Source organism: Sphingobacterium rhinopitheci (assembly GCF_022627575.1).
In the GTDB taxonomy this organism is placed as follows: domain Bacteria; phylum Bacteroidota; class Bacteroidia; order Sphingobacteriales; family Sphingobacteriaceae; genus Sphingobacterium; species Sphingobacterium rhinopitheci.
The window spans coordinates 22,647-47,553 of sequence record NZ_JADEYQ010000018.1 but is presented as its reverse complement, the minus strand read 5'-3'; the positions used below and the strand labels follow the sequence as shown (position 1 = coordinate 47,553).

Annotated in this window: 19 protein-coding genes; 10 read left to right on the top strand and 9 right to left on the bottom strand. The window is 34.8% G+C overall.

Annotated features, from left to right (window positions below):
- Positions 1–1,189 precede the first annotated feature (1,189 nt).
- On the top strand, positions 1,190–1,411 hold the full coding sequence (locus IP023_RS13435) for a hypothetical protein (protein ID WP_241790911.1): 222 nt from the start codon (positions 1,190–1,192) through the stop codon (positions 1,409–1,411).
- A gap of 214 nt (positions 1,412–1,625) precedes the next feature.
- Here IP023_RS13435 and IP023_RS13430 read toward each other — a convergent pair whose 3' ends face one another.
- Positions 1,626–1,877 carry a hypothetical protein gene (locus IP023_RS13430; protein WP_241790910.1) on the bottom strand — a complete coding sequence of 84 codons (252 nt, stop codon included), beginning with the start codon at positions 1,875–1,877 and terminating at the stop codon, positions 1,626–1,628.
- Positions 1,878–3,128: 1,251 nt separating this feature from the next.
- On the bottom strand, positions 3,129–4,025 hold the full coding sequence (locus IP023_RS13425) for a serine hydrolase (protein ID WP_241790909.1): 897 nt from the start codon (positions 4,023–4,025) through the stop codon (positions 3,129–3,131).
- Positions 4,026–4,373: 348 nt separating this feature from the next.
- On the opposite strand from IP023_RS13425, the gene IP023_RS13420 reads away from it, so the two are divergent.
- The 3 genes from IP023_RS13420 to IP023_RS13410 all read left to right on the top strand — a co-directional run bounded on the left by IP023_RS13420 (position 4,374) and on the right by IP023_RS13410 (position 10,885).
- On the top strand, positions 4,374–7,556 hold the full coding sequence (locus tag IP023_RS13420) for a SusC/RagA family TonB-linked outer membrane protein (protein WP_241790908.1): 3,183 nt from the start codon (positions 4,374–4,376) through the stop codon (positions 7,554–7,556).
- Between the two features lie 4 nt (positions 7,557–7,560).
- Complete coding sequence (locus IP023_RS13415; RefSeq protein WP_241790907.1) at positions 7,561–9,111, top strand: SusD/RagB family nutrient-binding outer membrane lipoprotein; 1,551 nt, start codon at positions 7,561–7,563, stop codon at positions 9,109–9,111.
- A 598-nt stretch (positions 9,112–9,709) separates the two neighbouring features.
- Entirely contained in the window at positions 9,710–10,885 is a 1,176-nt protein-coding gene (locus IP023_RS13410; RefSeq protein ID WP_241790906.1) for a glycoside hydrolase family 76 protein, read from the top strand.
- Between the two features lie 425 nt (positions 10,886–11,310).
- On the opposite strand, the gene IP023_RS13405 is transcribed toward IP023_RS13410, so the two are convergent.
- Positions 11,311–13,224: an ABC-F family ATP-binding cassette domain-containing protein gene (locus IP023_RS13405; protein ID WP_241790905.1), complete on the bottom strand. Its 1,914-nt coding sequence runs from the start codon at positions 13,222–13,224 to the stop codon at positions 11,311–11,313.
- A gap of 50 nt (positions 13,225–13,274) precedes the next feature.
- On the opposite strand from IP023_RS13405, the gene IP023_RS13400 reads away from it, so the two are divergent.
- Positions 13,275–14,300: a quinone-dependent dihydroorotate dehydrogenase gene (locus IP023_RS13400; RefSeq protein WP_241790904.1), complete on the top strand. Its 1,026-nt coding sequence runs from the start codon at positions 13,275–13,277 to the stop codon at positions 14,298–14,300.
- An 84-nt stretch (positions 14,301–14,384) separates the two neighbouring features.
- Here IP023_RS13400 and IP023_RS13395 read toward each other — a convergent pair whose 3' ends face one another.
- The 4 genes from IP023_RS13395 to panB all read right to left on the bottom strand — a co-directional run bounded on the left by IP023_RS13395 (position 14,385) and on the right by panB (position 17,766).
- Complete coding sequence (locus tag IP023_RS13395) at positions 14,385–15,173, bottom strand: murein L,D-transpeptidase catalytic domain family protein (protein ID WP_241790903.1); 789 nt, start codon at positions 15,171–15,173, stop codon at positions 14,385–14,387.
- An 82-nt stretch (positions 15,174–15,255) separates the two neighbouring features.
- Positions 15,256–16,287, bottom strand: coding sequence for a L,D-transpeptidase (locus IP023_RS13390; RefSeq protein WP_241790902.1), 1,032 nt, complete (start codon positions 16,285–16,287; stop codon positions 15,256–15,258).
- Positions 16,288–16,345: 58 nt separating this feature from the next.
- Positions 16,346–16,945 (bottom strand): hypothetical protein, encoded by a 600-nt coding sequence (locus IP023_RS13385; protein WP_241790901.1) that lies wholly within the window; start codon positions 16,943–16,945, stop codon positions 16,346–16,348.
- Positions 16,946–16,950: 5 nt separating this feature from the next.
- On the bottom strand, positions 16,951–17,766 hold the full coding sequence (panB, locus tag IP023_RS13380) for a 3-methyl-2-oxobutanoate hydroxymethyltransferase (protein WP_241790900.1): 816 nt from the start codon (positions 17,764–17,766) through the stop codon (positions 16,951–16,953).
- A gap of 111 nt (positions 17,767–17,877) precedes the next feature.
- Here panB and IP023_RS13375 point away from each other — a divergent pair, with 111 nt between their 5' ends.
- Genes IP023_RS13375 through pyrF form a run of 3 tightly spaced genes read left to right on the top strand, consistent with a single transcriptional unit; the run spans position 17,878 to position 20,067 of the window.
- Positions 17,878–18,621: an RluA family pseudouridine synthase gene (locus tag IP023_RS13375; RefSeq protein ID WP_241790899.1), complete on the top strand. Its 744-nt coding sequence runs from the start codon at positions 17,878–17,880 to the stop codon at positions 18,619–18,621.
- 12 nt (positions 18,622–18,633) lie between these two features.
- A complete protein-coding gene (locus IP023_RS13370; protein WP_241790898.1) occupies positions 18,634–19,224 on the top strand; it encodes a TlpA family protein disulfide reductase in 591 nt (196 codons plus the stop codon).
- Between the two features lie 6 nt (positions 19,225–19,230).
- A complete protein-coding gene (gene pyrF, locus IP023_RS13365; protein ID WP_241790897.1) occupies positions 19,231–20,067 on the top strand; it encodes an orotidine-5'-phosphate decarboxylase in 837 nt (278 codons plus the stop codon).
- A 104-nt stretch (positions 20,068–20,171) separates the two neighbouring features.
- Here the strand turns inward: pyrF and hisD are convergent, their stop codons facing one another.
- Positions 20,172–21,473 carry a histidinol dehydrogenase gene (gene hisD / locus IP023_RS13360; protein ID WP_241790896.1) on the bottom strand — a complete coding sequence of 434 codons (1,302 nt, stop codon included), beginning with the start codon at positions 21,471–21,473 and terminating at the stop codon, positions 20,172–20,174.
- A complete protein-coding gene (gene hisG / locus IP023_RS13355; RefSeq protein ID WP_241790895.1) occupies positions 21,473–22,324 on the bottom strand; it encodes an ATP phosphoribosyltransferase in 852 nt (283 codons plus the stop codon). The genes hisD and hisG overlap by 1 nt, the downstream gene beginning before the upstream one ends.
- A 791-nt stretch (positions 22,325–23,115) precedes the next feature.
- Here hisG and IP023_RS13350 point away from each other — a divergent pair.
- Positions 23,116–23,706, top strand: a complete 591-nt coding sequence (locus tag IP023_RS13350) for an RNA polymerase sigma factor (RefSeq protein WP_241790894.1) — start codon at positions 23,116–23,118, stop codon at positions 23,704–23,706.
- A 72-nt stretch (positions 23,707–23,778) separates the two neighbouring features.
- The gene (locus IP023_RS13345) at positions 23,779–24,846 is read left to right on the top strand and encodes a FecR family protein (RefSeq protein WP_241790893.1); all 1,068 of its coding nucleotides are present in this window, start codon (positions 23,779–23,781) and stop codon (positions 24,844–24,846) included.
- Positions 24,847–24,907: the final 61 nt, after the last annotated feature.

Genomic DNA, 24,907 nt, shown 5'->3' with positions numbered 1-24,907 from the left:
TTCATGTATGGTATTATTTCTTAAACAAAAAAAATATTTAAAAGTTTTACTATTGTGTAATAGTCTACTATTATTTTTAATAATAGATTGTTTAGGTATCAAGAAGTTATAAGTGAAACATTAGATTCCAACTTAATTTATTTGAGAAAAAGAAATATAGGATATCGAGGTTTGATCATAAGTTGTGTCTTATAACCAAGGATTAGTGAAGAATTAGAATCTGTAAAAATGGTCCGCAAATAGTACTTAAATACTCGTACTTTTTGAAGGTATTTTGTAATTATTCAATAGTGGATTGAATAGTGTTTGATTGCTATATTAGTAGGTAATGATTTGGTGCATATCCTACTAATATTTAGGGTTTTAATCTTTATTAGAAAATAATTCTTTATTTATTTAACACCATCCTTCTAATATAGCGTCATTTTCAACATCTCCGGTATCATTGTCACACGTATCAACAAGTTTAATGCAATTAATTTCTTTCGTAATCACGGCTATAGAATTTTCCATTTCTATAGAATATGATATGATAACAGGTTTGTAATATTTTTTTTTCTTAATATATTTCATCTTTTTATTCTTAAAAGAATGTATGATTTTCTTGTAAGGCTACAATATACAGATAAGCTATTTCTTTAATTAATTATTTGTTTGATATGTAGCTTTATATCTACTTTTAGCTAGGAGCATATTAGTTCAGTTATCCTACTGAAATATGTTAGATTTAAACCTATGGGATTTATTCTAAAATCACTTTTTAATAATCAGGATGACTTATTGGCTTATAATAAATATACACAAATAGTGCGTTATAATATTTTTTTCTATTTGACGCACTGTATACAAGTGTGTATATCTAATTCTGAATACGCTATTCTCCTTTTATGCATCATGTAAGATAGGCAGCTATATAATAAGCTCAATGGTGAAAAATATAAGAGCTTGCTTTTGATTAATAGATCCACTATAGAAGCCAGTAGAAGTATTAGGTACTGAATATGATGATCTAGTATAGGAATTTGTTCCAAGAAATCTTATTCCGACTAGCTTAAAGAAAGTTCAAAAGTCTTTTTTAGGAGTCTTGGTAATAATTAAGAAATATTTGTTGGTGTTTTTACTATAGCGTAAATCCTTTGCTGGTAGATAAGGCGTATATTGAATAGTTCAATGAAAGGTATTGAGATGATTGGCCGAAAATAAGTTGATTTCTATACCTAGATTAGGTAAAAAAAATGAAGAACCTAATACAATTGTTTTATTGCCTAAAGGTTATTTAGTAGATATGATGGCTGAAATATTTATCCAACATCAGGGGGGGGAACAGCCGTTTTCTATACTTTTAATTAGTAAAAAAACTGGAGTAGAAGAACTAATTTATAAAAATGGGGAAGGTACAACAATACCTTAGTTTCCTCTAATTTGTCTACTACACATAAGCTATTAAAAATATCCTCTAAAGAGTAGGGGTCAATTTATAGGAGTAAAAAAATGTTTTTATTTATGAGATGAGCAATACTAATAGTTCATATAATATACTTATTACAGCAATAAATGTGACTAAAATAAAAATTGATAAACCAATTTTTTCTAAAGTAGATAAATCTTCAAATAATTTCATAATTCTAATTATTATGTTTTACCATCAAGGAAATCACATGCTCTCTATCTCTTATTTTTTCACGTTCGCCTCCTCCGCCACTTCTCCGCAATAGCTCTTTCATCATAGGATCTAATTTCTCACCAGCTTTAATATATTCAACCAATTCATCAGCACGTTTATTGAAAGCATCTTTAATTGCTGTACAAACACAATCTTGCATACGTTTAGAGTCTCTATTTCTAATAGCCTCAGCCATCATCTCAACATTTGTCATTTTTTAACGTTCTACTACAAATCAAAATAGAATATTTAATCTTACTAAATACGAGTTACCATCGTACATAAAGGATGAAACAAGAATTATATGAAATTAGATCATAATGGATATGTATCCTTCTTTCTTTAATCTTCTAAAAACCTATTTTATCCTACACTGCTTAATGTCTCAAAAAATAAGACCATGCATAAACAACTATTTTCTATCTATATACTTACGTATGTAGATTCTTTAATAAAATTTGTTTTATTGTTAGTAGCCGAGTTACCAAATACGTAGAACGTAAAATGGAATATAGGTTGAAATAACCTATATATTTTATCTAGCTTTTTTATTACAATTACTCTATATAAAAATTATAAAGTCAATTCGAAATTAATGATAGCTTAATAGCTTTAATTTAAAATACACTAATTATAGTATTGGTGTATTAATTAAAAATGAAGCTATTTAAACATATCTGCTTAATAATAGTTAATGCGTCACAAATATAATAACACTTTTGGTAATGATGCAAATTATTTACCTATTAAATTATAATGTTTCAATACTATTTTTAAGAATATTTATGACTTAATTTCATTTAAACCATGAGAAATGTGCTGTTTTAGCCATTGTTACTTGTGCTATAATGAGCAAAATAACATGATGAAATGCGTTTCATTATAGTTAATATCCTGGAATAGAGTTTATTTAATTTTATAGATTTTCTATATCTATGTTTAAAAAAAACATAGATTATTCTTTTTATAAATAAATTTCCCTGATCATTTGTATGAACATAGTTAGTCATTACCAAAAATGTATCGTATCAAATTACACTAGAAATTTAACTTATAGTGTAATTCTACACTAAATAATTAAAATGAGTTTTTTGCAGAAAAGTATGGATAGGGAGTTAAACGAGCGGAAAAAGAATACGCTATAATATATTTTAAACCTTTGCGTATTTTCAGTATTGATATTTCTGTTGATATACTTATAATACTGTCATCGCTGTATAATTGGACAATATATTGGTGAAAATTAGCGTATTCAAAAAGATTTAATTGAATTTCGAAGATAGATATCATGTGTTAGCGAGCAGTGTACGAACTGAAAGCTAGTATTTTATAGCATTTATAATACAAATGTTATGAACCTCTATGAGCTTGATATGAAAATATAATAATTTAGTTAAAGAAAGCTAAATTTCCCTATAAGGTGCCTAAAGAGCACCTTATAGGGAAATATAAAATTATAATGCTGTTATTTCAATGCTGGGTACGGCGTAAATTTATCTTTAGGCTCAAAATGATTCCATATTATATTGGCTATTTTGCGGGTTAGCACTTCTGCTTCATTGGTATCAGTCCAACTTTGGTCTTTGTTATTCTTTGTCAATATGCAAAACACAATATCACCATGTGGTGCATTGATTAATACCACCTCACCGCGGGATTGATTCACGGATCCTGTTTTTGAAATTGTATTTACCGTAGGCGGGATTTGCGACAAGGAACGCTCATTGTAATATTGGTTCTTAAGGAATCTATACATCTTGTCCGAATAGATAGGCTCAATAACTTTACCTTCACGTATTAATGTAAATAGTGTTGCCATTTCCTTTGCTGTTGTTTGTCCCCAACCGTAGGTTTCCCATTCTTTTTCACGTCCTACAGTCCGCGAATTTACTCTAGTATCTTTCAGTCCAAGTTGATCGAGTAGGGGATTTATGACTTTGCCTCCACCAGCCAATTCTTGCAACCATATCGATGTTACATTATCACTATATGTAAGCATTAGCGATATCATCGTCGAAAGATCTGTCTGCGCACTATCTTTATAAAACTGCATTAGGCCGGATCCACCGTAGGTTCTTTTTTTGTCATACTGAAACTTTTGATTTAAAGTCAATTCGCCATCAGCAATTTTTTGAAAAACACCTACCAATATAGGTACTTTGACGATACTAGCCGTAGGAAATATGCTGTCTGCCTGAATGGCAATTTCTTTTCCTGTTTTTAAATTCTTTACATAAATACCAATATCGCCCTGAAAATCGGTGATTTCATTTTTTATTTTATGTTCTAATTTAGTATCTATTTTTTGAGCCTGCGACATTATAGGGAGACATAATAGCATAAGTAACTGTATTTTTTTCATAGTTTATGGTAATATATAGATATTTAAGGTAGGTTTTATTTTTTTGATTATAAAGACATTAGTTGTTCTTTGGTGCTGTAAGCATTTAGATATCGTATCTTATTTTTGACGATTAAATATACTTGATTTGTAGCAATAGATAAAGCTAATAGCGATAAAAAAGAAAAAATAATATCTACTATATACATAGATTTTATATATTTGTAGCGCAATGAAAAACACGATCTCTATTTCTGTTAGATTTTTATGCCACCGAATGCTTTTAGGAGGTAATTGATACTATTATTATCTCCGGCAACCTTCTTCCTATATAAGTAAAAACCATATTTATTTTTATTATTATTTTATATGAATAGAACGAAATTTCAATATCTCGTGACTGCTGCTCTTGCTTTAAGCTCAAGCAGTTTATACGCCCAATCTATCTTAAAAGGTAGAGTTTTGGACAGCTCAAATAAGGCAATTCAAGGTGCTACCATCACCGATCTAGTTACAAAAAAACAAGTGCAAACGAATGAAAATGGGGATTTTGAGTTAAATTCTACCGCTACCAATCCAGCACTAAAAATACAATATGTTGGTTTTGAGCCACAGAATATTAAAGGAAATCCGGCAGACTTTCTAACGATTACCTTATCTCCAGCGACATCAGAATTGAATGAAGTTGTCGTTACCGCATTAGGAATCTCTAGAGACAAGAAAGCATTAGGCTATGCTACGCAAGAGGTCAAAGGTGAAGAATTGCAAACACGCCCTACCAATGCATTGAGCGCATTGTCAGGTAAGGTAGCCGGGTTGCAAGTGATATCTTCAGGTGGTAATATGGGCGGATCTTCTCGTGTATTATTGCGAGGTATTAATTCTATTTCGGGCAATAACCAACCTTTGTATGTTATAGATGGTACGCCGATAGATAATACGGATCTCAACTCTTCCACAACCATCAATGGAAGTGCCGGTAAGGATGTAGGTAATATGATTCAAGATTTGAACCCCGATGATATCGAAAACATATCGGTGCTAAAAGGCCCTTCGGCAGCGGCACTATACGGTTCTCGCGCAGCCAATGGTGTTATATTAGTTACTACAAAACGTGCTGCAAAAGGTGAAAATGTAAGTATTACATTGAATACAGGCTTAGATTTTGAAAATATAACACGCTTACCAAAGCGTCAACATTTATATGGTCAGGGCTATTCAGAGACTTTTCAAACGCAAAATATCAATGGCACAGATTACAAAATTGTAGATTATGCTTCCGATGAAAGTTGGGGCCCAAAGTTAGACGGTACACCGGTGTTGCAGTGGTATAATTTGGACCCTGAGGATACAGCCAATTACTTAAATCCTGCCCCTTGGTTGTACCCAAAGAATGATGTCAACTATTTTTTCCGCACGGGAATTGCAAATACCAACAATTTAGCTATTGCAGGTAACAGTGGAAATACAAACTATAGATTTTCATATACAAATAAGAATGTACGCGGTACTACACCGAATTCTACTTTAGGACGCAATACATTTAATTTTTCGGGTGGTACACAACTCGGTAAATTGAAAATTTCATCAAATATCAATTACATCAAGAATTCTTCTGTCGGTAAACCTTGGACTGGCGCATCCAACAGAAATATTATGTTGGAAGCTTTCCAATGGGGTGGTGTACAAGTAGATTATAAAATATTAGAAAATTATAAACGTGCCGATGGCACGCAAATAGCATGGAATCGTACCGGTTGGCAAAATACACCATCTGCAGAGGCTGCGCGATTCATAGACAATCCCTATTGGTCGGCATATGAATCCTATCTAGAAGAGACGAGAGATCGTTTCTATGGTAATGTAGGCCTACAATATGAAGCCAACGATTGGTTAACTTTAGGAGTGAAAGCACATGGTGATATCTATACTTTTCAGTCACAGGATCGTATAGCCGTATATTCGCGTAGTACTTCACAATATGAAGAACTGACAAACAAATTGAACGAATATAACTATGAGTTCTTAGCAACAGCTAAAAAAAATTGGGATAAAATATCATTAGTAGCCAATATAGGTGGTAACTTACGTGACCAGCAACGTAGACAAGATTATGGAATTACCCAGGGAGGTTTGACAATTCCTAATTATTACAACCTTAAGAATGCATCATCTATTAAAGTAGATAACAACTATTACCACAAACGTGTATCATCATTATATGCGAGTTTCTCGTTGGGGTATAATGATTTACTATTCGTAGATGGTACCGTGAGAAATGATTGGTCTTCCACATTACCTGTAAATGCAAATTCATTTATTTATCCCTCATTCACGGGTAGTTTTGTGTTTAGTCAATTAGAGGCTGTACGCAATTTAGATTGGTTGTCCTTTGGTAAAGTACGCTTAGGATGGGCACAGGTAGGTAATGATACGGACCCATACCAATTATTGAAGGTATACCAAGCAGATCAGTCATTTGAAGGTATTCCTTCGTATAGCCTTACGAATACATTAAATAATGCCAACCTGAAGCCAGAAATCACTAGTTCGCTAGAGGCGGGATTAAATCTACAGTTCTTCCGGAATAGATTAGGTATTGATGTTACGTATTACAACAATAATTCAAGAAATCAAATCCTTCCTGTTCCCGTATCCTCTGCTTTTGGCTATGAAGCCAAAGTATTGAATGCAGGAAAAATTAATAACAAAGGTATTGAGATTGTATTGACAGGAACACCAGTGAAAACAGCGAATTTCACTTGGAATTCAGCATTAAATTATGCTAAGAATAAAAATAAAGTCGTAAAGCTTGATGATTTAGTGAATACTTTGACCCTGAGCAATAGCTTGGTTAATCTAGTAGCACGTGAAGGACAGTCATATGGTCAATTCTTGGGCTATGACTTTGTTTATGCGGCAGATGGACAGCGTGTAGTACAAGCAGATGGTACATATATGAAAACATCACAGCTGGTGCCATTGGGTTCCGTTTTACCAGATTTTACCTTTGGTTTCCAAAATACATTTAATTACAAGAAATTTAGTTTAGGGCTATTAGTAGATGGACGTATAGGAGGTAAATTCTTCTCACAAACGTACAAAGTAGGTATGTATTCTGGTATCTTGGACAAGACAGCCGCAAATAATATCCGCGAGACGGGTGTTGTATTAGACGGTGTCAAAGGAGATGTAACATTCAATGCGGATGGAACATATACTGTTGCCAATACATCAGATAATACGACTAATATTACAGCACAGCAGTGGGCACGTAATGAATACAATGGACCTACTACATTTTCTATTTTTGATGCATCATTCGTTAAATTGAGAGAAATCACTTTTGGGTACAATTTTGCCTTAGCAAATAGCAAAGCCATCAAAAATATAGGTGTTTCAGTTTATGGAAGAAACCTTTGGAACATCTACACAGAGAGCAAGTATATAGATCCAGAGTTCACGTCTAGTGGCGGCAATGTCCAAGGTATCGAAGGTGGTAATATCCCGACTCCAGTGACGTATGGTTTTAATGTTAACTTTAAATTCTAGAATAATGAAATTCAAAACATCTATATATACACAAGCATTAGCATTCTCTTTATTGGCCTTATCAAGTTGTTCTAAAGAGGTATTTACGGAGATAAATACGGATCCCAATCGTCCATCAGCAGTTTCGACCCCTTATATCTTGGTGTCCGCAGAAAAGCAATTGGTAAATGCCTTGCGCAGCGAAGATATCAATTATAGAGGAGCGCAATTGTTCGCGCAGTATTTTAGTCAAAATATATATACAGATCAATCACGCTATCAAGTGCCTACGGGCTATTCGGATAATTATTGGACAGCAACATACAAGGCGCTTAATAATCTAAACGAAATCATCAAATTAAATACTGATGAGAATACGAAAGCATTTGCTACAGCAGGAACTGCAGGCACAAATGTCAATCAGATCGCTATCGTACGCGTTTTGAAAGCATATGCTTTTCATTCCCTTTCAGATGTATTTGGAGATATTCCTTATGAATCATATGGCAATAAAGATGTTGATTTTGAAGCTTTGCAACAGAATCCTGATAATCTGACACCAAAATACGCTGCTCAAGAAAAAATATATAAAGATATATTGAATGAACTGAAGCAAGCGGGAGATACGCTTATCAAGTACAAAAGTGCTACTACATTTGGCTCTTCTGATATCATCTATCAAGGTAGTAATGAAAAATGGGCAAAATTTGCGAATTCATTACGCTTGCGTTTAGCGAATCGTATCCTTTCTAAAGATGCTACCTTAGCAAAATCGCATATCGATGATGCTTTAGCAAAAGGGGTATTTACATCCAATGCGGATAACGCGGCATTCAAATATTCCTCCACATCACCCAATGAGGCTCCACTATATCGCGCTACCGTAATCGCCAATCGTAAGGATTTTGCTGTTTCAAATGTTATTATTGAAGCATTGCAAGGAAAACGGGGTCCTTTTACGGCTGAAGACCCGCGTCTAGCCAAGTATGCTAAGCCAACGACTGTTGATGGCACATATTTTGGTCAACCATATGGATTACCGCTATCAGCAGGAAATATATTCCCTGTAGATAAGATCAGTCTTCCGGGAGATGCTATCAATGCAGCCAACTACGCGGAGACATTGCAAGAATATGCTGAAGTGGCATTCTTGATTGCAGAATACAAAAATTGGGATCAAGCGAGCTACGAAAGTGGGGTGCGTGCATCATTAGAGAAGTGGGGGGTATCTAGTGCGGATGTGACCAGCTATTTAGCACAATTGCCGGCAGCCAACAAAGAAAATGTATTGACACAGAAATACCTTGCACTTTACAATCAAGGGATAGAATCCTGGACAGAAATACGTCGTACAGGATATCCATTATTTTTAATCAAAAAAGGTGATGTTACGTGGTCTGGAGTATTTGATGGTAAGCCTGTTTCCTACACCTTCACACCTGAAGTAGGTGATAAGATACCTAGCCGATTGGTATATCCACTGAAAGAGCAGAGTACAAATAAGACGAATTACCAAGGCGCTGTCGCTGCTCAAGGTGACGACTTAATAACTACCAAAATCTGGTGGAACAAATAAAATCCTAATAAAGCCTGAAATTTTATTTCAGGCTTTATTTTTTAGTAGTGATATAGCTGTACCATTCCCAGTGGGCTTTATAAAAACGTTTTATATCAATATCTTATAGATTCGTTTTTTGTTGTAAAATTATAGAAATGTAGGATGCAAATTCATCTATGCCTTAGATAAGATCATAATTGCGGTTAATAGATATTAGCAAAATACTAACGCATACAAAAGCTATTGAATGGTTTATTTTCGATATTGTCATTTCTTCTCTAAAAAAGATAAGAGCAATACGTTTATTAGTATTACATCCCACAGATTACCATCTATCCTGATCACAAAACAATATATATCATCTTAATAGGTGAGCATATGTGTATAAATTGTGACATATGATCCGTCTTCAGCAATAAATTTATTTGGTATATTTAATCATTGAACCTTTATTGTACTGTACGCATTTATATTACAGCTATAGGGGGATAGCTCATAATCCTAACCAAATTGCTATACGCCATATTTACTTAAAATAAGCTATTTGTTTGTGTAAAGATTATTAGTCGATTCATAAATGACTTAATCACCTATATTAAAAACTTAAACTTAAAAAATGAATACTAAATCACTATCATTATTACTCGTTACTATTGTATTATGTAATCTCAATTTTGCGCAAGAGAAAAAGAACTTCGATGACCGTGCCAAAAATACGATGGCTACTATTTACGCTAAGTACGGGAATGATAAAAATAACCTTTTAGTGGAGAAATACCCTTTTGATGATAAGTTCAAAGCTGATTACCTCCATAATAGTGCACAGGCGGAGCAACCCAAAAAATATGCTTACCTGTGGCCTTATTCGGGTAGTTTATCTGCTATTAATGCCTTAATGGAATTGCCTAAACAAAAACAAATATACCAGCCAATAGTTGATAATACAGTTATAATAGGGCTTCGTGAATATAGAGATGACAAAAGGTCGCCCGTGGGATATGCTTCTTACATCAATGACGCACCCATGTCGGATCGTTTTTATGATGATAATGTCTGGCTGGGTATTGATTTTACTGATCTATATTTACAAACCAAAAATCCGAAGTACCTGAAGGATGCTTTGGAGATATGGACTTTTGTAAAAAGTGGTGAAGATGAAAAATTAGGTGGGGGAATTTATTGGTGTGAGCAAAAGAAAGAATCTAAAAATACATGCTCTAATGCCCCTGCCGCAGTATTTGCATTGAAGCTGTATCAGGCTACAAAAGATAAATATTATCTGGATGAGGGCCAACGTCTATACGAATGGACGAAGAACCATCTAGAAGATCCTACGGACAAATTATACTGGGATAACATCAAACTCAATGGCGATATCGATAAAGCCAAATATTCATACAATTCCGGACAGATGCTACAAGCAGCAGCTATGTTATATAAAATCACTAAGCAAAAAAAGTATTTGACAGAGGCACAACATCTAGCTCAATCATGCTTAAAATACTTCTTTCACCAAGATGCTACTAAAGAATTTCCATTGTTAAAAAACAGTAATTTATGGTTTCATGCTGTTATGCTGAGGGGCTATATTTCCTTGTTTGAGATAGATGGGAATAAACATTATTTGGATGCTTATGCTAAAAACCTAGATTATGCTTGGGATAAAATGAGAGATGAAAATGGCCTATTCGAAGAGGATTGGACATTGAAGAAAAAACAAAGTTCAAAATGGCTATTGGATCAATGTGCTTTTGTAGAAATGTATGCACGATTGGCCAAATTAGGTTATTAACATGATAGCCAATTTTAGGTCTTATAGTAGATCTTTCGGATAGCATCACCCCAAAATATATTATCAGGTGACCCGTACAATTAGTATCTGTACCAGCATGCGAGATCAAGTATTAGCTTGTCTTTTTACGGCAGATTGAGTATGCCCCAATCAGCAAGTAGGAGGTATATGGTATGGGTGAAATTCAATTGCGCATGGTAGCTAGCTATATAAAAGACGATTCTAAATACTAATATTTTTAGTAAAAAAATGATAGTATTATTTGCTGATAAAATAGGAAAAATAAAATTTTAGAGGATGGCAATTACTGATTTAAATAACCTTTGAAAAATTACGAATTTCGTAATTCACCCATATTTTACCTTATAAAAAAAGCGCAAATTTTTAAAAATTTGCGCTTATAAGTATCTGATTTAAAGTGAAAACTATCCTTCAAGATTCATTATTTCTTCAGCTAAAGCTTCCCAGTTCTGTTGCCACTGTTCTAGCTCTGCTTTTGCAGAATTATATGTGCGCGTAGCATCTTTCAACTTGTTAGCATCCGAATAAATTTCCTCCTTTGCAAGGTGGATTTCCAATTCTTTAACTTCGACTTCCTTCGTTGCGATTTGATCTTCTAGTTGCGTTAACTCTTTATTTTTCTTTTGTATGATTTTCTTTACGTCATCTGTAGGTGCTACCTTTTCTTTCTTAGGTGCCTCTTTGACAACTTTCTTCTCGGCCTTATCTACTGTTTTTACGACACGCTTAGCATTCCATTCTTCATACTCTTGATAAGTACCTGGGTATTCTTTTATCTCCTTGTCTTCAATAAACCATATCTTGTTGGCTACATTGTCCAAAAAGTAACGGTCGTGAGATACCACAATAAAAGTTCCTTCGTATTGCTGTAGGGCTTGAATCAAAATATTAACAGATTGCATATCCAAGTGATTCGTAGGCTCATCCAATACTAAAAAGTTAGCATCAGCAGTCAGCGCCTTTGCCAAAGCAACACGTGATTTTTCACCCCCTGAGAGTACTTTAATTTTTTTGAAAGCATCATCCCCCGTAAATAAGAAACAGCCTAATATGGAGCGCAATTCCGTCTCGGTATGCTTAGGCGCAAATGCTTGCATCTCTGCGATAATACTATTTTCTAGATGTAAAGCTTCTAATTGATGCTGCGCAAAAAAGGTCTGCGATACATTGTGCCCTTTGATACTTGTTCCTTCAAATACTTTATCATCCTCTGCTACGATACGTAGAAGGGTAGATTTACCTTTACCGTTGGCTCCGATAAGAGCAATTTTATCCCCTTTCTCAATTAATGCATTTGCATTACGTAGAATTTCTAGATTAGGGTAAGATTTGGATATATTTTCCAATGTAACGACATGTCTTCCAGAAGGCTTCGAGAACTTAAAGCTAAAGTTTACCTCAGGGTTGTCATCATCCACATCTTCAACACGATCCATTCTGTCTAAAGCTTTGATACGTGACTGTGCCATTTTAGCTTTAGAAGCTTTTGCACGGAATCGTTCAATCAATCGCTCTTCTTGTTTTATCTTCGCTTGTTGATTTTTAAATTGACCTGCTTGAATTTCATTACGCAATGATTTTTCCTCCAAATAGAAGGAATAATTACCTGCGTACAATGTCAATTTACCCTTACGCGACTCTACTGTCTTTTTAATAATACGGTCCAAGAAATACCTATCATGTGAAACGATAACTATCGCTCCTTCAAAGGATTGAAGGTAGTTTTCTAACCATTTGATTGAGGGTAAATCCATGTGGTTGGTAGGCTCATCTAATAATAAGATATCAGGCGCTTGCAGTAAGATACGTGCCAACATCACACGCATACGCCAACCTCCAGAGAAAGTAGCTAAAGGGCGGTTTTGTTCTTCTTCAGAAAAACCTAATCCTGCCAATATTTCGTGCGCTCTAAATTCGATGTTGTAGCCATCCAACGCTTCAAATTCCATTTGCTTGTCACTAAGTTTATTCAGTATCTCATCCGAATAATCTGTTTCAAGTTTGCGTAATAATGTTTCTATTTCTCCATGCAATTGATTTTGGCGCTCAAAAGCCTCCATCGCTACATGTACAATACTTTTGTCCGAATGATACGACAATAAATCTTGATTCAAGTAACCAATCTTTAAGTCTTTAGCCATAGAGATCGTGCCCGAAGTAGGTTTGTATTGTCCAACAATTATGCGTAGTAAAGTAGACTTTCCCGCTCCATTAGCGCCGATAAGGCCGACTTTATCGCCTGGTTTGATGTGCCAATTGGCATCATCATATAAGGCTCTTGAGCCTATTTCAAAGGTTAAATTATTTATTGATATCATTTGATTGCAAAAGTACGGAATATTTCTACTTCTTTTCTACCTTTGTAGATATGTACAAACTAGTAAAGCCAATTTTTTTTTCGATGAACCCTGAAAAGGCGCACCATACTGTTACTGGTGGATTAAAAACCTTTTCTAAAATCTGGGGCAGTAAAGCACTTTTAAAATCTATTTATACCGTTTCGGACCCACGCTTGGAGCGTGAAGTATTCGGTCTAAAATTCAAAAATCCTGTCGGCCTAGCTGCAGGCTTTGATAAAAATGCTGAATATATTGAAGACATGGCCAAATTTGGCTTTGGCTTTATAGAGATAGGTACAGTGACCCCAAAGCCACAGCCTGGCAATGACAAACCTCGTATGTTTAGATTGGTGCCTGACGCAGCATTGATCAATCGCATGGGATTCAATAACCAAGGAGCTGATGTTGCCGCAGGACGTCTTAAGCATTTAAAAAATAAAGATGGTGTAATCATAGGTGGTAATATTGGAAAAAATAAGGTTACAGCCAATGAAGATGCTGTAAACGATTATATCTATTGTTTTCATGCCTTATATGATTATGTAGATTATTTTGTAGTGAATGTAAGTTCGCCAAATACACCAGGCTTACGTGACCTGCAAGAGAAAGGTCCTTTAATGCATATATTGAATACACTACAAGAGCTCAATAAAAAGAAGCCCGCTCTTAAGCCCATCTTATTGAAGATAGCGCCAGATTTGACCGACAGTCAATTGGATGATATTGTAGAGATAGTTACCGAAACTAAGATAGCAGGTGTTATAGCTACCAATACCACTATTTCTAGAGAAGGTTTAACTTCAGACCCTAACTTAGTACAAGAAATGGGTGGAGTTAGTGGTAAGCCATTGACAAAACGTAGTACGGAGGTAATTCGCTACTTGGCTACAAAGTCTAACAAATCGTTCCCTATAATAGGAGTCGGTGGTATACATTCGGCAGAGGATGCTATAGAAAAGTTAGACGCAGGAGCATCATTGATCCAGGTATATACCGGATTTATATATGAAGGGCCTGCATTGGTAAGTGCCATCTGTAAAGGTTTATTAAAATAGAATATCAAATTGTTAAATACTAAAAAAGCTGTGCTTCATAACAAGAGGCACAGCTTTTTTAGTATATACGTATTGACGATATAATTAGTCCATTACAGCAGCTTGTTGATGCAAATCATCTACCTCTGCACCTTGAGCAAGCATCGTAGGTTCTATGCTATTCAATACTTTAGAAGAGGCCAAATAGCCCTTATCTTCGGCATATATAAATAGCATCGTGCCATTTTTGATGGTATTTATAATAGGAGCATTAAGATCGCGAGGAAGAGCAGGGCAACCATAGCTTCGGCCTAGACGGCCCAAATTTTGTATTACACGCTGATTGCAGTAGTCTGCACCATGTATCACTACAGCGCGAGCCTTGGCTTGATCATTAATATTTTTTTCTAGACCATTAAGTACTAAAGAATAACCATTGCTTCCTTGGTATGTGTTTTCTGTCATGAAAAAGCCCAATGAACTCTGCAGAGAACCATGTCGGTTAGAAAAATTCGTCGCATACAGCTCGCCACTATTTTTGCCGTGTGAAACAATAGTATGGTACAATAATTTCTTTTGCGTGATATCAATCACATACATCCGCTTAGAAGTAGAAGGCAAAGAAAAGTCTATTACAGTAATAATATCAGAATTTCTAAATTGTGGTTTTAAATAAACATAACCATTGTAAGCCTTTTCAAACACATCAAATTTTAAGATACCTTCCAGATTTAGGTCTTTATAGAGCGATTTAGCAACAGAAACTACTTCTGTAGGTTTGGATTCTTTGACCGGATTCACTGTAGATTTAGGCATAGAATCCAATGGCTTACTGTTTAAAGTAATTAATCCCGCTATGGCTATAAATAAAGTTATAATTATTAAATTTTTCATTATCACGCATTTAACAAGTACAAAGGTCGTTATCCATTGACTATAAAAATGTTAAGGAAATGTTAATTAACTATCATTGTGCTTAATCTATGACAATCACTAAGGACGATAATGGTTTGGTCCAATCATAAATAAACTTTGAATGTGACGAAGCGTTACGTACGCACATATGCGAACGCGGTATCGTTCCTAAGGTTGCGCTGTATTCAATAATAGGTGCTTTGGGGTCAGAGGTAGGCACACCATGTATATAGGCACCATTTGTAAATCTACTTGCCCATGGCGCATATCCCTGTATCGTTGAAGTACCATCCTTTAGGTAGAACATCTTCGGTTTTTGCTCCTGTAGGACAAAAATACCGACGGGTGTTTTCATTCCATATGGCGGATTGTGTCTTCCTGTAGTAGCGGGATTCATACTTCTTATAATCCATTGATCCCCGAGATGCTCTATCGCACAAATATTCTGGTTGGTAACATCTACAACGACGATATGCTTAAAAGATATGGTATCTCCAATACTTTTGACATAGCGTTCGGGGATATCCCATTCGCCTTCAAAATTAGAAAGTCCCTGAACGCGTATCATCCCATCCTTATTATCGGATAGTATATTCACAAGGGAACCATCTCTACCATATATAATAGGAGTTTGATGGTGATCGATGGTGTACAACGGAACAGACTGGTATCGCTCTGTGCCCAATGTATCTGCGACCCGCTTATATTCATTGCGAGAGAAGGAGGCAACGGTTGGGGCCTCACCATTTTTATTTTTATAATTAGAGATTACGCCATAATGATTATTATTTTTTTGAAAATTTTCAATGTAAGCTAATTTTTCTTTGATTTTATCCCATTGAAATTCCCTAGCTTTTTTATTGTACGTATAATTATCTTCTAAGCTATGTTTGTCGTATGTAAGCGCTTTGGAGAGTTTAATGTCCTGGGCTGTAATAGGTTTTTGTCGTTCTTCTTCAGCCTTCAATAGGGCTTCTTGATTTTGTTTTATACTATCTTGAGTTAGTGCCTCTGTATTTGCTTGTACTGTACCTTCCTGACAAGAAAACGCAACAATAGAAGTACAAAGGAGTAGCTGTATCACTTTGGTCATATGTATTTTAGTTAAGCTTTATTGATAAATTTGGTAAAGCTAATTTATACTATATAACTCATATAATTGGAAAAAGTTTTGTTACTACTTCGCGTTTATATAACTGAAGCTTATCAAAGAATGGTTTTGTTTCTGCATTTTCGACCAATAGGTATGGAAGATAGCAGGTGGTGACTTTATTGGAAAGGATAAAATAACCCATCAATACACCATTGTTCTTTTGTACTGTTTTGACTTCTTTGACAGTAATATTGTCCGTAGAAAGATTAATAATTGACCGCGGTCCATCTGTCGTGCTTACGGTCAATGTATTCGCTTTGATATTATAGTTTATTTTTTGATTTTTGATGGCTTTGATATGATTGCTAAATACAAAATATTGACCGATCAAATAGAAAGAAATAGGAATAAATAGTAAGGCTATTTTGAATTTACTTGCGATGACAATAATAATAAAAAGGATCAAAAAGCCTATACCAACGGACATCAACGTCTTTTTGAAAAGACGTTGAAGCATAAATGTTGGAATATTAATATCTATATTTTCCCTGTTGGACAGCGGAATTGAAGAGCTATTAAACTTAAATTTACTTACCTTTTGTGCGATAAAATAATATACCACAATTACAATTAGTGCAATGATTAATAACTTTCCCAATTTATTTAGTATTGTTCGTTTTCATTCGGGTAATCAGAAGCTTTTACATCTGCAATATACTGTGATGCTGCTGTTGTGATCTGCTCATACAGATTGGCATATTGGCGTAAGAATTTAGGTTTAAATCCTTTAGTCATACCCAACATATCGTTAACCACTAACACTTGTCCATCGCAACCATTTCCAGCACCGATACCTATAGTAGGGATTGCTAATGATTTTGACACTTCCTCCGCCAGTTGTGCAGGAATCTTTTCTAATACTATAGCAAAACAACCAGCCTCTTGTAGCGCTAGCGCATCTGTTTTGAGCCTATTCGCTTCCGCTTCTTCTTTAGCACGTACCCCAAAGTCACCAAATTTATTGATGGACTGAGGTGTCAATCCTAGGTGACCACATACAGGAATACCTGCGTTGATAATTTTTTTTATGTTATCGATGATTTCTTCGCCACCCTCGAGTTTTAAAGCATGCGCACCAGACTCTTTCATCATACGTACTGCTGCTTCATAGGCTTTGTCTACAGATCCTTGGTATTCACCAAAAGGTAAGTCTGCTAAAACCATGGCGCGCTTGGAACCACGTACAACAGCTGAAGTATGATAAATCATATTGTCTAGTGTAATAGGTAAGGTAGTTTCATAACCCGCAAATACATTTGCGGCAGAGTCACCTACTAATATAATATCTATTCCGGCCTCATCCAATGCTTTAGCCATAGAATAATCATAACCCGTCAACATCGATATTTTCTCACCACGCAGCTTCATATCTTTAATGATAGAAGTCGTCACTCTCTTTATGATTTTATTTACTGACATTTCCCTTTTTTTTGTAGCAAAAATACTAATTAAAAATAGGTTTTAGTTCCATTACTTATGTAAAAAGCTTTAATTTATATTTAAGTCATATTGTTTTGCTATTTTTGCATTATGATTCAAAACGAGAACCGTCTATTTAAATTTCCAAAATTCAGTGAGCTAATAATCCATGAAGATGATAACCTTATCGTTATCAATAAACCTCCTTTTGTAGCATCTTTGGATGAACGTGAAGGTGGAGAAGTAAATATATTACGCTTAGCAAAAAAATACCACGCAGACGCTCAAGTATGTCATCGTTTAGATAAAGATACTTCAGGCGTTTTATTGATTGCCAAGAATCCGGAAACTTATCGTCTAGTGTCCATAGAATTTGAACGTAGACGCGTAAATAAAACATACCATGCTATCATACAAGGTACGCATGTATTTGAAGATTTGCATGTAAACTTACCTATATTAAATCAAGGTAATAAGAACGTAACAATAGATCGTGCCAACGGTAAACCTGCGGAGACCATCTTTAATAGCCTAAAATTTTTCAAAAATTTTACGTTAGTAGAGTGTAAGCCTATCACAGGACGTATGCACCAGATTCGTATTCACTTAGCTACACAGCACGCTGCTATTGTTGGTGATGCGATGTACAAAGGTAAACCAGTATATCTTTCTCAGATCAAAAGAAGAGGATTTACACTCGCTAAAGATGAAGAAGAATTACCTATCATGAAGCGCTTTGCATTACATTCTAAAGCTGTTGAATTTACTATTGATGGAAAGAAATATGCTTTTGAAGCAGCATATCCTAAAGATTTCGGCACTTTACTTAAACAATTAGAGAAGTTTGATAGTTAATATTGTACGATTATGATGAAAAAGAATTACTGGAGGTACCTTATATATATTGTCCTTGTAGCCCTTATAGCATGGCCTACTAGTCGTATATTTTTTCAACAGCAACTCATGAAAATTGGCTTTTTTCAGCCAAAATTAGAGCAGCCAGCGTATACTACGGAAGAGACGAGTACGCCGGTAGATAGCACCTCTTCTGATAAGGCTTCTTTCATTACAGAATCTGGAAATACAATTAACACAGAAGACCTAAAGGGTAAAGTAGTTTTTATCAACTTTTGGGCTACATGGTGTGGACCATGTATCGCTGAAATGCCATCTATTCAAGTACTATACAACAAATTTAAAGACAACAGTAATGTTGAATTTTTAATTGTTGAGATAGATAATAATATTGCGGGAGCAAATGAGTTTATTGCGAAGCAAAAATTAGACTTGCCTATTGTATACCCAAATAGTAATATCCCTCAATCTTGGTTAGAAAATGCTATTCCGACGACAGTTATATTGGGTAAAGATGGTATGATAGCCGAACGCAAACAAGGTATGTATGACTATTCGGGAAAAGGTGTGCAAGATTTTATACAAAGCCTAATTGATCAATAATAAATAATGACTAGACAAGAATTAATAGAACAGATAAAGCTAAAGCGTTCTTTTTTATGCGTAGGGTTGGATACAGATATTACCAAAATACCTAAGCATCTATTGGCTGAAGAAGATCCGATTTATACTTTTAACAAAGCTATTATTGAAGCGACAGAAGATTTATGTGTTGCTTACAAGCCTAATATTGCTTTCTACGAAAGCTACGGCGCAAGAGGATGGGAGACTTTGCGCAAGACTTGGGAAGTACTACCCAAAAACTGCTTTAGCATAGCTGATGCCAAACGTGGTGACATAGGCAATACATCTAAGATGTATGCGCAGGCATTTTTTGATCAAGCGGTTTCGGGAATGAGTTTTGACTCCATCACGATAGCTCCCTATATGGGAAAAGATTCTGTCACCCCATTTTTGGACTTTGACAATAAATGGGCGATCGTATTAGCCTTAACTTCGAATGAAGGATCTAAAGATTTTCAAAACTTCAGTAATGCTGCTGGCAAAAATCTTTTTGAAGAAGTTATCGATAAAGTAAATACCTGGGGCACCATGGACAACCTTATGTATGTCGTTGGCGCAACAAGAGGAGAAGGCTTTGTAAAAATCCGTGAACATGCACCGGATCACTTTTTGTTGGTGCCTGGCGTAGGGGCACAAGGAGGTTCTCTTCAGGATGTGTGTCAGTATGGAATGAACAAAGACTGTGGCTTATTAGTAAATAGTACTCGAGGTATTATTTATGCTTCTTCGGGGACAGATTTTGCTGAAAAAGCAAGAGAAGAGGCTATCAAATTACAGCAAGAAATGGAAGCTGAATTAATAAAGGCTGGTATTATATCGTAGTAATACTGCTATTATTAATCGACATAAGGTCTATATATATAGTAAAAAGGGTTAACACATTATAAAGTGTTAACCCTTTTTTAGGTAGAACAATACCGAAGTTATTATTTTATACCTAATTCTTTTTTACGGATTGAAACCGCATTTTTATGCGCTTGCAAGCCTTCTAGTTCTGCCAATATCTCTACAGTAGTACCAATATGTGCTAGTCCTTCTTCATTGATTTGTTGGAAAGTGATTTTCTTAACAAATGAATCTACAGAAACACCAGAATACGAACGAGCGTAACCTGAGGTCGGCAAGGTGTGATTGGTGCCCGAAGCATAGTCGCCAGCGCTTTCAGGTGTCAAATGCCCTAAAAATACAGAACCTGCATTACGTATCAATCGTGTGATAGGCTCTACATTGTCTGCTTCGATTATTAGGTGCTCCGGAGCATATTCATTAGAGAACTGCATGCCCTCTTGAATATCCGCCGCAATGATAGCGTATGAATTGCTAATAGCTTTAATAGCAATATCTTTGCGCGGCAATAATTCTACTTGTTCTGCCAATGCTACATTCACACGGTCTACAAAATCTTGACTGAGCGCTACTAATACAGCCTGACTATCTGCACCATGCTCTGCTTGTGCCAATAGATCGGCAGCCACAAAAGCAGGATTAGCAGACTCTTCGGCAAGTACTAATACCTCCGAAGGGCCAGCAGGCATGTCAATACTTACATTTGTAAGGCTTTGAATCATGCTTTTGGCTTTGGTCACGAATTGATTTCCGGGGCCAAATATTTTATCTACTTTAGGGATGGATTCTGTTCCAAATGCCATAGCAGCGACAGCTTGTGCACCACCAACTAAATAGATACGTTCTATTTTTAATAAAACTAAACAGTAGGCTACAAAGCCATTAATCTTACCGTCTTTCTGCGGAGGAGAACAAACAACAATCTCTTTGCTACCCGCAATTCGTGCAGGAACACCAAGCATCAACAGAGTAGAAGGTAGCACAGCAGTGCCTCCAGGGATATACAAACCTACTTTTTCAATAGGACGTACTTCCCTCCAGCATTTTACACCCGGCATAGTTTCGGTGACACGCTCTCTACGCAATTGCGTACTATGGAACTTGTGTATATTTTGGAAAGCGATCTCCAAAGCACGTTGCTGCTCTCTTGAAATAGTAGAAGCTAAAGCTTCGATTTCTTCTTTTTCAAGGTATAATTTATCCAGATTTACCTGGTCGAATTTTGCGGCATAATCCTTCAATGCTTGATCCCCATTCGCAATTACATTATCCAATATACCTGTCACTACTTCTTGGATAGAATGGCTAGGATCTGCATTGCGCGTGATCAGCTTTTGGATATCTGCCTTCGATAAATCTTTATATAGATACGATGTTAGCATTACAAAATAATCTTCTCTATAGGCATCACAACTATTCCTTGTGCGCCTGCTGATTTTAATTTATTTATTTTACCCCAAAAATCATCTTCCGAAATGACAGTGTGTACAGCAACCCAGCCTTCTTCGGCCAATGGTACTACAGTAGGGCTTTTGACACCACTTAGCAATTCCGTAATTTTTGGAAGATTCGCTTTTTCAACATTCAATACTACGTATTTGGTTTCTTTAGCACGCAATACCGACTGAACGCGTTGCAACAATTCGTTTAAGATCTCATTCTCTTCTAGGCCATCACGACCTATTAATATGGCCTCAGACTTACGAACGTCAGCAAAAGGCTTTAAGCCATTGCTTTTTAACGTGCCTCCCGTAGAAACGATGTCACATATGGCATCGCTCAAACCCAATCCTGGAGCAATCTCCACAGAGCCTGAAATCGTCTGTATATCTGCCGTAATCTTATATTCGTCTAGGAATGATTTTAAAATAACAGGGTAGGATGTAGCTATAGATTTACCGTTTAAATCTTTTATATCTTCAATTGCTGAATCTCTAGGAACGGCCAATTTCAACATGCATTTACCAAAACCTAATCGCTGTAAATAATTTACTTTAGATGCTGTTTCATCAATAACATTTTCGCCTACAATACCCAAATCTGCAATACCTTGTTCTACATACCCAGGAATATCATCATCGCGAAGAAATAAAATCTCCAAGTTGAAATTTGCTACAGTAGTGATTAATGAGCTTTTATAATTTTCAAAGTCTAAGCCACAGTTTTTAAGAAGCTGAACTGATTTTTCGTTTAATCTACCCGATTTCTGGATAGCTATTTTAAGATTTTTCAAAATTGAATAGTATTAAAAATAAAGATTATTAAATAAAATGATTACTAGGGGAAAATTGCTTCACGTAGAAACAAACAAAATTACATATCGCCACAATGGCGATGATGCATATGTAAGTTATTGGTGTGAGACAAAATCATTTATTTTTTAATAATTTTTCAAAATTAAGGCTTTATGGCATCTATTGCAAACTTTTTTTGATTTCATTTTAGACAATTGCTTGATTATAAAACTAAAGTAAGCACTATAGAGCTATAAAAAATATAAATACATGTTAACAAGCTAATTAAAGATTCGAAAAAGTAGCAGGTACATTTTCCATACGATATACATTTGGTTATAAAGTACTTAAAAGTATAGCTTCATACAATAATACCTACTTAATCTAATGAATTGGTTAGATATAAATTTGAAGATATCTGATAAATCAAACAATGTTTTCATGTCACATCATACACTAAGCTTATTTAATATCTCTTGCAGAAGAATATAAGAAAGACCCAGTAATAGATAGCTATACTTCTAACTTGAAAGATTTGATTTTAAGTATTTACCAAAGTTCTAGATTCATGGATATTTATATATTCCAAGTCTTTATCCAATTGGAAAAACTGAAATTATCTGTAATCCTCATGGGTATATTGATGAACTATATAATTTAGTTGATAAAGAGTTGATTACAGAAAAATAATCTATTGACTATTGATTTAATGATGACTTATTTTAATCCTTCATTATTATTTATTAGTTTAGTCAAAACCTAATCGCTGACCAGTTGTAAATATCTTTCTATGTATAACGAGAATAAAATCCTTTTGAAAAGGCTTAATGATGGTGATCTGGATGCTTTTAATTGTCTATATAGAACATACGCACCCAAGATTTATATTCGTTTGATAAAATTGGTTAAAGACCCTAATATTGCAGAAGAACTATTGCAGGATGTATTTCTTAAGATATGGCGTAATCGTTCGAAAATTGATATATCACGGGGTTTTATTTCATTTATTAACCATATAGCGGACAATCTTGCTATTGATCTATTTAGAAAACTACAACGTGATAAAATACTACAGATCGAAATATGGGCCTCGGCTGTGGAGCTGTATTATCATACTGAAGAAGATATGATTTCGAAGGAAACAAAACAGATTTTAGAAAACGCTATTAACTCACTAAGTCCACGTAAGAAAGAAATTTTAATATTGAATAAAATCCAAAATAAAAGTTATAAGGAGATAGCGGAGGATTTAAATATTTCTGTATCAACAGTAAGTAATCAACTCGTGAGTGCTATAAAGGATGTTAAATTTTTTATTCAGAAGAATTATCGTAATGAATATATAATGACATTGCTAATTATTTATTTTAATAAAAATTAAAATAAATAAAAATTATATAGTGTGTTTTTTCTTCTCGAGCGTATAGATAGATAATCAATTATACATTTTGCTTTGGAAGAACTAGAACTTAAAAGACACTTACGTGCTTATTTGGAAAATAAACTTGAATTTGAAGAGTTTGATAATTTTTTTGGTGCTTTAGCGCAGCAAGATTCAGCTATTCTTCAGCAATGGATTAACGAGGTTTTAGCATCTGATATAAAAGGATATAATGATCAACGAATCACTGCTTTGGTTAATTTTGAGGCACTACAACAAAAAATCAATTACCAAATAATAATAGAAGACTCACCTAGCAACACCTTCAGCTTTAAAACATATATATATCGATGGTTAGGCTACGCGGCTGCTATACTTTGTATTGTCGGTATGGTAACTTATTTATTTAAACATAAAAATTCTGATACCTCAGTCACATTCTTTGAAAACAACAATGCCTATAATATTTCAACTATTCTACCCGATAGTTCTTTGGTTATTTTATTCCCCAACACAAAAATAAGTTATGCATTAAATAACAGTACCCAAACAAGAGAAATATCTCATCTGAAGGGTAAAGCGTTGTACAATGTAAAAAAGTCTGCTAATCCTTTTAAAGTTAATTATGAGAATTACACGACAACAGCTTTGGGTACAAAGTTTATTGTGAATGCATTAGTAAATCAATATCCTCAAATAAAATTGTTGGAAGGGAAAATTAGTGTAACTCATAATGGATCAATAGATAACAAGCCGTTTGTTTTGGAAAATAAAGGTGAAGTAACCATTGATATAACTAATAATACAACCCTGCAAAATATATCTGCTAATACAAATAACGTTAGCCCTGCGAGAGTAAATGAAAGGAAGATCCATATATCACCCGAACTGCACGGAAAGGTACAATGGTCATCCAATCTGCTTGAGGTAAAGCAAATCAAGAGTCTGGAAATATTCAAGTTACTAGAACAAATTTATGATGTGACAATATTGACCCAAAATGGCGATTTACTAAATAATAAATTCACAGGAAGTATTAATAGAGGTGGAAGTATTGAAGATTTTCTAATCAATTATTGTGAGCTCAATGGATGCAGGTTTACATATAAAGACCAGATAATAGAAATTAATATCAATTAAGACAAGGAAGTGATTAGATAAGATTTTTATTAAATACCTATTACGAATAACCAATTACCAA